Below are 8315 nucleotides of genomic sequence, written 5' to 3'. Positions count from 1 at the left end.
GTGCGGCAGCCGAAGTAGCCGCTGCCCAGTTCCCAGGTCAGGTCGCCACCGTTTTCCCGGTGATAGGGGCTGATGCTGCCTTCGCCGGTGTCATGGGCGAAGTTGCCGAGTTTGGCGCCCTGGTTCAACGCGCGAATGGCGTTGGCGCTGAGGGAGCCGAAGCTCATGGCCGAGATGTTGAACACTGACGCCGAGTACGGCTGGGTGCATTGCGGGCCGCCGACCATCACCCGGAAACTGCTTGGGTCGCTCAATGGCGCCGGGCGCATCGAGTGGCCGATGAATTCGAAACCCGACTGATACACGTCGATCAGCGTGCCGAAAGGTTTGTCGGCACTCTCGTTCTTGGCCCGCGAATACACCAGCGAACGCTGGGCCCGGGAGAAGGGCAGGGCATCGCTGTCGGATTCGAGCAGGTACTGGCGGATTTCCGGGCGAATGCCCTCCACCAGATAACGGATATTGCCCAGGATCGGATAGTTGCGGCGCACTGCATGAGGGCTTTGCAACAGGTCGAACAGGCCCACCAGGCTGAGGACGCCGGTGACGGCGGTGATCGGCCAGAGCCAGTCGTATTCCAGGAAGGGCAGGCTGGCGAGGGTGAATATCACACAGACGGCAAAGAAGGCGTAGCGGCTCAGGAGTGACAGGCTCATACGGTTTCCTTGGGTTCGGACTCGGTTGTGTCGTGGATACATCAATCGCTGTAGGAGCGAAGCTTGCTCGCGAAAGCGGTGTGTCGGCCAGCATCAATGTTGAATGTAATGGCCTCTTCGCGAGCAAGCTTCGCTCCTACAGAAAACGTCAGGCATTCTGCGCCTGGAGAAAAATCGAAAACAGCTCGGACTGGGACTTGATCCCCAGCTTGCTGTACATGTGTTTCTTATGGACTTTCACGGTTTCGACAGAGATTTCCAGCTTACGGGCGATTTCTTTACTGGAGCAACCGCTGAGCATCAAACGCCCGACATCCAGCTCACGGGCGGTCAATTGTGCGCCTTTGAGTTGCTGCACCGAGGCTTCCAGCTGAACGCGCCAGTCGACTTGCGGCGGCGTTGGGGCCAGGGCCACGACTTCGTTGATTTCATAGGGTAGACGCTGGCGCAACAGGCCGAGCACCCAAGGCTGGATCAGCGACAGCAGGGCGATTTGCTGATGGCTGAAACGCTGCTTGCTGCCCAACGACAGGCATAGCGTGCGGTCGCCCTCAAGGTGGCAATTGAACTGGATTTCATCGGCCACCACATTCAGACGAAAGTAGCGCTGGTAATACTCGGTCAGCTCGAAGTGCTCCGGCGCGACTTCCGACAGGCGATACAGCCCGGTGCGCGATTGCTCGCGGCAGGCGATGTAGAACGGGTCGAGCAGGTACAACCCGCGCAGGTAATCCTGGAACAGTTGATCGGGGCTGCCGTCCTCGCCGGGGCATTCGGCGAACACTTGCGGGTGTTGATCGGCGCTGAAAAGCAGTGCCACCCAGCTGTCGAAGGGCACGTACTGATCCAGCAACCGTACAAGCTGCGTCCAGAAATTGGGCTTGTCCAGGGCGTCGATCAGTTGCCCAACCGAGCGGTGCCAGGCGATGTCGTCAAGCGTGAGTGTCATGGGTCTACCCCTATCGGGTTACCCCGGCCGCGTAATTCCCCGGTCGGTGGCTTGCTGCGCATACTGGCGCACAGACAACGACCGGGCAATCTTTCTACTTGCCCGGCACCGAGAACAAGGACTACCGATGAAAGTCGAACTCGCCCAATTGGCGGGCCGTGACAACGACACGGCTTACAACCTCGAGCGCGCACTGGCGGCGATTGCTGCCTGTGCGGCCGACACGCAGCTGATCGTGTTTCCCGAAACCCACCTGATGGGCTTCCCTTCCCTCGAAGCACTGGCGCAAACCGCCGAACCGCTGGACGGGCCGACCGTCAGCGCCGTGCAGGCCGCCGCCCGTGAATACAACATTGCCGTGGTGATCGGCATGGCCGAGAACGACCACGGCCGCTTCTACAACACCACGCTGTTGATCACGCCACAAGGCATTGCGCTGAAATATCGCAAGACCCACCTGTGGGCGTCGGATCGTGGGGTGTTTGAGCCGGGTGACCGTTATGCCACGTGCCAGTGGAACGGTGTGCGCGTCGGCCTGCTGATTTGCTACGACATCGAGTTCCCCGAAACCGCCCGCGCACTGGCGCAACTGGGCGCCGAATTACTGATCGTCACCAACGGCAACATGGACCCCTACGGCCCGACCCATCGCACCGCGATCATGGCCCGCGCCCAGGAGAATCAGGCGTTCGCGCTGATGGTCAACCGCGTGGAAGAGGGCGATGGCGGGCTGGTGTTTGCCGGCGGCAGTGCACTGGTGGACCCGTTGGGCACGCTGTTGTTCGAGGCCGGGCGGGAGGAGGGGCAGTTCGCGGTTGAACTGGACCTGAATCAGCTGACGGCGGCGCGGCAGGATTATCGATACCTGGATGACCAGCGGCTGAAATTGCCGGGGGAGATGATCGAGCATCCTTGCGGGCTTCGGGAGTTGCTGATTCCCAGGACCTGAAGATCAAAAGATGACCGATCGTTCCCACGCGCAGCAAAGGAATGCAGCCCAGGACGCTCCGCGTCCCAAGAGCGGACGCAGAGCGTCCATTGAGGCATTCCCACGCAGAGCGTGGGAACGATCAAAAAACAACAACACAACACCCTGAAACTTTCGCCGAACCCGGCTCTGCCATAAATCTAATAATTCGGAGTAGTCGCTCATGGCTCATTTGCAACGGACCCTGTCATTGGGGTCAGTGGTGCTGTTCGGTATCGCTTATATGACACCGATCATTGTCCTCGGCACGTTTGGCATTCTTGCTCAATCCACCGCCGGCATGGTCCCCGCCGCTTACCTCGCGGCGCTGGTGGCAATGTTTTTCACTGCCATGAGTTATGGGCGAATGGCCGCGGCGTTTCCCGTCGCCGGTTCGGCTTACAGCTACGTACGCAAGGCGATCAGCCCGAAACTCGGTTTCATCGCCGGTTGGGCGGTGTTGCTCGATTACCTGTTCCTGCCCATGGCGATCTGGCTGATCGGCGCGGCCTACCTCAACTCCGCCTTCCCGGCGGTACCGCAGTGGGTCTGGGTGCTGACGTTCATCGGCATCACCAGCGCCATCAACATCGTTGGCCTGAAACTGGCCAACGGCATCAATGCCTTGCTGATGCTGGTGCAGTTTCTGGTGTTGATCGCGTTCGTCGCGCTGTGCATTCACTACGTCGGTGGCGATGCAAGCACGCCGCTGTGGTCGATCGGACCGTTCTTCACCGGCGACATGCAGATGCCGCTGATCATGAGCGGTGCGGCCATCGCCTGTTACTCATTCCTGGGTTTTGATGCGGTCAGTACCCTCACCGAAGAAACCCGCGACCCGCGCCGCACCATTCCACGGGCAATCATGTTGATTACCCTGATCGGCGGGCTGATTTTCGTCGGCGTGTCCTACTTCGTGCAGATCGCCCATCCGTCGTTCCAGTTCGACAGCGTCGACTCGGCGGCTTATGAAATCGCTCGCAATATCGGCGGCGACCTGTTCGTGTCGATGTTCCTGATCGGGTTGATTGTCGGTCAGTTCGCTTCGGGTCTGTCAGCCCAGGCCAGCGGTTCGCGGTTGCTGTTCGCCATGGGCCGCGACGGCGTGTTGCCCAAATCGTTCTTCGGCACCTTGCATGAGCGCTTCGGCACACCGGTCAACAGCATTTTGTTGTGTGCCGTGGTCGCGTTGCTCGCGCTGAAACTGGATGTCACCACGTCGACCTCATTCATTAACTTCGGCGCGTTCCTGGCCTTCAGTCTGGTGAACCTGTCGGTGATCTTTCACTACTGGATCGGTGGCGAGCACAAAGGCCTGCGTGAGTGCGTGCTGTTTTTGCTCTTCCCGTTCATTGGCCTGGCGGCGGACGTATGGCTGATGGTCAGCCTTGATCATCTGGCGATTTATCTGGGGCTGAGCTGGCTGGCGATTGGCGTGGTGTACCTCGCGGCACTGACCGGCGGTTTCCGTCGCCAGCCACCGGAGATGGATTTCCAGGAAGCCACTTAAGACATATCAATATCTACGGGGGATATGTCGTCAGGCTGATTGGCGCACCGGCAGTTCGACCCGAAACGTGGTGCCCACGCCGACTTCGCTGCGTACCGAAATATCGCCCCGGTGTTTTTTCACGATGCCATAGGACAGGGACAACCCGAGCCCTGTCCCTTGGCCCACCGGTTTGGTGGTGTAGAACGGGTCGAATATTTTTTGCAGGCATTCCGGTTCTATGCCTGATCCGGTGTCCGCGACTTCGATCGACACCGTTTCACCTTCCAGCCCGGTACGCAGGGTGATGGTGCCCCGTTCCGGCCCCATGGCCTGAGATGCGTTGACGATCAGGTTCATGATCACCTGATTGATCTGCGACGGCAGACATTCGATGTCAGGTAGCGTTTGATACTCCTTCACCACATCGGCCTTGTACTTGAGTTCATTGGCGACGATGTTCAGCGTCGACTCGATGCCCTGCTGCAGGTTGGCCCACTGCCATTCCTGATTGGAGTCGACGCGGGAGAAGTCCTTCAGGTCTTTGACGATTTGCCCGACCCGGTTGATGCCGTCCTTGGATTCCTTGATCAGCAGCGGAATGTCTTCGCGCAGAAACTCCAGCTCGACCTTTTCACGTAGCTGACCGAGACGTTCGAGGACGTCGCTTGAGGTAACGGCAGCCTCCGCTTCCCGATAGGCATCGAGCATGGCCTGCAGTTGTTTGAAGTAGCCATCGAGGGCGCCGAGGTTGGAGGAAATGAAGCCGATGGGGTTATTGATTTCATGGGCGACGCCCGCCGCCAGTTGCCCCAGCGAGGCGAGTTTTTCCGACTGCACCAGTTGGCTTTCCAGTTGTTTGCGCTCGTCGATTTCCCGCTGCAACGCTTCGCTGGCCTGCTTGAACTGGGTCGTGCGCTGATCCACCAGCTGCTCCAGATGGCTCATCTGGGTAGACGCCCGTTCGGTCATGTCCCATTTGGTGAGCAGGGTGTTGGCCATCTGCTGGACTTCAATGTTGTCGAACGGCTTTTTCAGAATCAGCAGGCGGTCGTGGGCGTGCAGGCGTTCCAGCAGTTCATCCCACGAATAGTCGGAATAGGCGGTACACACCACCACTTGCAGGTTCGGGTCTTCTTGCCATAGGTGTTCAATCGTTTGCGCACCGTCCCAGCCCTCGGGCATGCGCATGTCGACGAAGGCCAGGGCGTAGGGGCGGTTTTCCTGTAAGGCCTGGACGAGTTTGCCCAGGCCCTCCTGACCGCCATAGGCCGAATCCAGCTCGAACAGAAGCTGGGTGGGTTTCACTTCGCTGCCAAACAGCGCGGCCTCCATTTCGTCCAGTTCTGCATGTTTGGCCGAGGTCGGGGTGAGGATCTTGCGAAAGTCATCATGGATGGACGGCGTATCGTCGATCAGCAGAATGCGGCGGTTCGAAAGGTCGCTCATGCTTCCTCCATGACGGGGTTCAGCGGGATCTGCAAGGTGAAGAGGGCGCCCTTGCCCGGCCCGTCACTGTGGGCGGTGAGATGGCCGTTCATTTCGATCGCGGCCAGCGCGCAGCTGTGCAGGCCGAAGCCGTGGCCTTCCTTGCGGGTGGTGAAACCGTGGGCAAAGATCCGCGTCATGTTTTCCGGTGCAATGCCTTCGCCGTCATCCTTGACGCTGATTTGCAGGATCGTGTCCTCGACGACTTTTACCCCGAGGGTGATGTGCCGCGCTCGGTTGCTGAGGTCGGACATGGCGTATTTGGCGTTGCTGATCAGGTTGATCAGGATCAGCAACAAGCGGTGCTTGTCGCCCATCACTTGCGGTACGTCGCCGTACTCCTTGACCACCGTGACGTGATGTCGGGTCAAGGCGCCTGCGTTCATGCGCAGGGCGTCCTCAAGCAGTTCGCTGATGTACAGCGGTTCCACCAGGTTGTTGGCCCCCGCGTAGGACTGCTGGGTAGCGACGATGTCTTTGATGTGATCGACGCTTTTGCTCAGTTGTGCGAGTTCCTCGGTCATGCCTTGCTGTTCGAGGGCAATGGCTTCCACCAGCTGATTCAAATAGCCGGGCAGCAGTTTTCCTTTCTCGTTCTGGGTCAGAAAGGTGCCCAGGTCGCTTTGATGTTCATTGATCAGCTGCATTGCCTTGCCCAGCCCCTGGGCCTTGCTGCTACGCAGACGGCGGGTGACCAGGTCGGCCGAGATGTTCACGCTGTTGAGCACGTTGCCAACGTTGTGCAGCACGTTGGTGGCGATTTCGGCCATGCCGGCCTGACGCGCGGTGTCGAGCAATTCGCTCTGGGTATCCTTGAGTTCGCGGGTGCGCTCTTCGACCCGTTGTTCGAGGACTTCGTTGGCGGTTTGCAGTTCCTTGTTGACCCGATGGATCTCCCCGAAGCTGCGCATCAGGCGAATCGCCAGGTACACCAGCACCAGTACCAGCAGCGTCGAAAATACCAGCATGTAGAAGTGGTAGCGCTGGTCGATGGCATCGGTTTGCTGCTGGTCCTTGTTCAGCAAGCCGGTAATGTCGTCCAGCCGTTCGGCCACCGCAATGGCTTCGATGTTTTCCAGTAACCGATTGACCACCGGTTGTTCACGCAGGATCAGCGCGATGTGGTTGCTCAAAATATCGATCGGGCCGTGGAGCTGCTCCGGTAATCGCTGCTTGTTCACCCCCAGTTTGTTCAGCCCCAGCAGAATATCCGCCGCTCTATCGTCGGAGGTGACCTGGGCGAACTCCAGGCTGCTGAGCAGCAAATCGTAGGTGTCGGTGGCAATGTTCTGCAGTTGCAGTTTGTCTTCATCGGGCAGTTGGGTAAGCGGTTGCTGAATGTCGTCTTCGGCAGTGGGCAGGAACGCCAGTGAGTTGCGCAGCACCGCGTTGTGGGATTTGAACTGCTCCACCAACCGGGTTTTTTCCTGGATGGCGGAAAGGTATGCGTCATGACTGGCACGCCAGGTCGGCGAGTCGTTGCGGCCGTGATTGGACTCCATACTCTCGAACCGCTGCCACAGGCGCGTCATCTCGCTCAGCGGTGCCACCAGCGGATCGTAGTTGTGACTGATGGCGATCCTGGACTTGAGAATCTCGGTTTCCCATTGCGCGTTCAACTGTTTGATCCGGCCGATCAAATCCCGGGACTCGGCGTAGGTCGACGTCTCCTGCGAGTTGGACTTGAGGTACAGGAACAACAGCGTCGAGGCCAGCAGCACGGCCACGGCACCGAGCAGCGCCAGGTTGCGACGGTGGTACGTTTTCATAACGGTTTTCCTCCCCACTCGCCGGTCAGGGTCTTGAGGAATTTGATGATCAGGTCTTTGTCCTTGTCGGAGGGCACGCGACCGAGCTGGAACTTGAACATCACGTCTACCGCCTCTTCGAGGGTTTTAGCCGAGCCGTCGTGAAAGTACGGCGCGGTCACGGCAACATTGCGCAGGCTCGGCACCTTGAACACGTTGCGGTCCTCTTCAGCCTTGGTGACCAGATAGCGGCCCAGATCGGCTTCGGTGGGGTTACCTCGAGCCTGAAAGTAATCGCCCATGACCCCGAATTTCTGGAACATGTTGCCGCCGATGTTCACCCCCTGATGGCAGGCAATGCAGCCGTAGTCCTTGAAGCGTTGGTAACCGTACTTCTCGTCAATGGTGAGAATCTCGGTATTGCCTGACAGGTATTGGTCGAAACGCGAGTTGGCGCTGATCAGCGTGCGCTCATAGGTGGCCAGGGCACTTTGCACATTGATCATGGTGACGCCGTCCGGGTAGGCCTTGGTGAAAGCGCTTTTGTAATCCGGGTCGGCGGACAGCAACTGGACGACATGCTCCCAATGACTGCCCATTTCACTGGGGCTCTGCACCACTTCGTGGGCTTGGGTTTCCAGAGAGTCGGCGCGGCCATTCCAGAATTGCCGGAAGTTCAGGCTCGCGTTGAACACGCTCGGGGTATTGATCGTCAAGGGATCGCCCTTGAAGCCAGTGGACAACGCCTTATCGTCGGCACCGCCGATTTCCAGACGATGGCAACTGGCGCAGGACAGGCTGTTGTTGACCGACAGCCGTGGTTCATTGAACAACCGGCGACCGAGTTCGACTTGCAAGGGATTCTGCTCGGGCACCGCGGGCAAGGGTTTGAGCGGTTCGTCCAGCGGTGCGCCACTGGCTATCAGATAACAGCCGAGTAGAGGCGCAAGGAGCAAGTAGCAGAAGGAGCGCGACATCTTATGATTCCTTGGCACAGAGCCTGTGTGTCGTTGCACAA

The 8315-nt window shown here is 59.1% G+C and carries 7 protein-coding genes; 2 read left to right on the top strand and 5 right to left on the bottom strand.

The features are described 5' to 3' along the window. Window positions 1-656 (bottom strand): glutamate synthase-related protein (locus PMI21_RS02025; RefSeq protein ID WP_007941698.1); only part of this gene is annotated, 656 nt, incomplete at its 3' end. Between the two features lie 148 nt (window positions 657-804). Beyond that, window positions 805-1605: a helix-turn-helix transcriptional regulator gene (locus tag PMI21_RS02030; RefSeq protein WP_007941697.1), complete on the bottom strand. Its 801-nt coding sequence runs from the start codon at window positions 1603-1605 to the stop codon at window positions 805-807. Between the two features lie 127 nt (window positions 1606-1732). Here PMI21_RS02030 and PMI21_RS02035 point away from each other — a divergent pair, with 127 nt between their 5' ends. Continuing rightward, complete coding sequence (locus tag PMI21_RS02035) at window positions 1733-2554, top strand: carbon-nitrogen hydrolase family protein (protein ID WP_007941696.1); 822 nt, start codon at window positions 1733-1735, stop codon at window positions 2552-2554. A gap of 202 nt (window positions 2555-2756) precedes the next feature. After that, window positions 2757-4082 (top strand): APC family permease, encoded by a 1326-nt coding sequence (locus PMI21_RS02040; RefSeq protein WP_007941695.1) that lies wholly within the window; start codon window positions 2757-2759, stop codon window positions 4080-4082. A 30-nt stretch (window positions 4083-4112) separates the two neighbouring features. Here PMI21_RS02040 and PMI21_RS02045 read toward each other — a convergent pair whose 3' ends face one another. The 3 genes from PMI21_RS02045 to PMI21_RS02055 are packed head-to-tail and all read right to left on the bottom strand — an operon-like array spanning window position 4113 to window position 8274. After that, window positions 4113-5510, bottom strand: a complete 1398-nt coding sequence (locus PMI21_RS02045) for an ATP-binding protein (RefSeq protein ID WP_007941694.1) — start codon at window positions 5508-5510, stop codon at window positions 4113-4115. After that, the gene (locus PMI21_RS02050) at window positions 5507-7318 is read right to left on the bottom strand and encodes a DAHL domain-containing protein (RefSeq protein ID WP_007941693.1); all 1812 of its coding nucleotides are present in this window, start codon (window positions 7316-7318) and stop codon (window positions 5507-5509) included. The genes PMI21_RS02045 and PMI21_RS02050 overlap by 4 nt, the downstream gene beginning before the upstream one ends. Beyond that, a complete protein-coding gene (locus tag PMI21_RS02055) occupies window positions 7315-8274 on the bottom strand; it encodes a cytochrome-c peroxidase (RefSeq protein ID WP_007941691.1) in 960 nt (319 codons plus the stop codon). The genes PMI21_RS02050 and PMI21_RS02055 overlap by 4 nt, the downstream gene beginning before the upstream one ends. Between the last annotated feature and the right edge of the window lie 41 nt (window positions 8275-8315).

This window comes from Pseudomonas sp. GM18 (genome assembly GCF_000282195.1).
Lineage (GTDB): Bacteria > Pseudomonadota > Gammaproteobacteria > Pseudomonadales > Pseudomonadaceae > Aquipseudomonas.
Note: the sequence above shows the minus strand (reverse complement) of the source record. Positions and strands in the feature narration are given on the sequence as shown.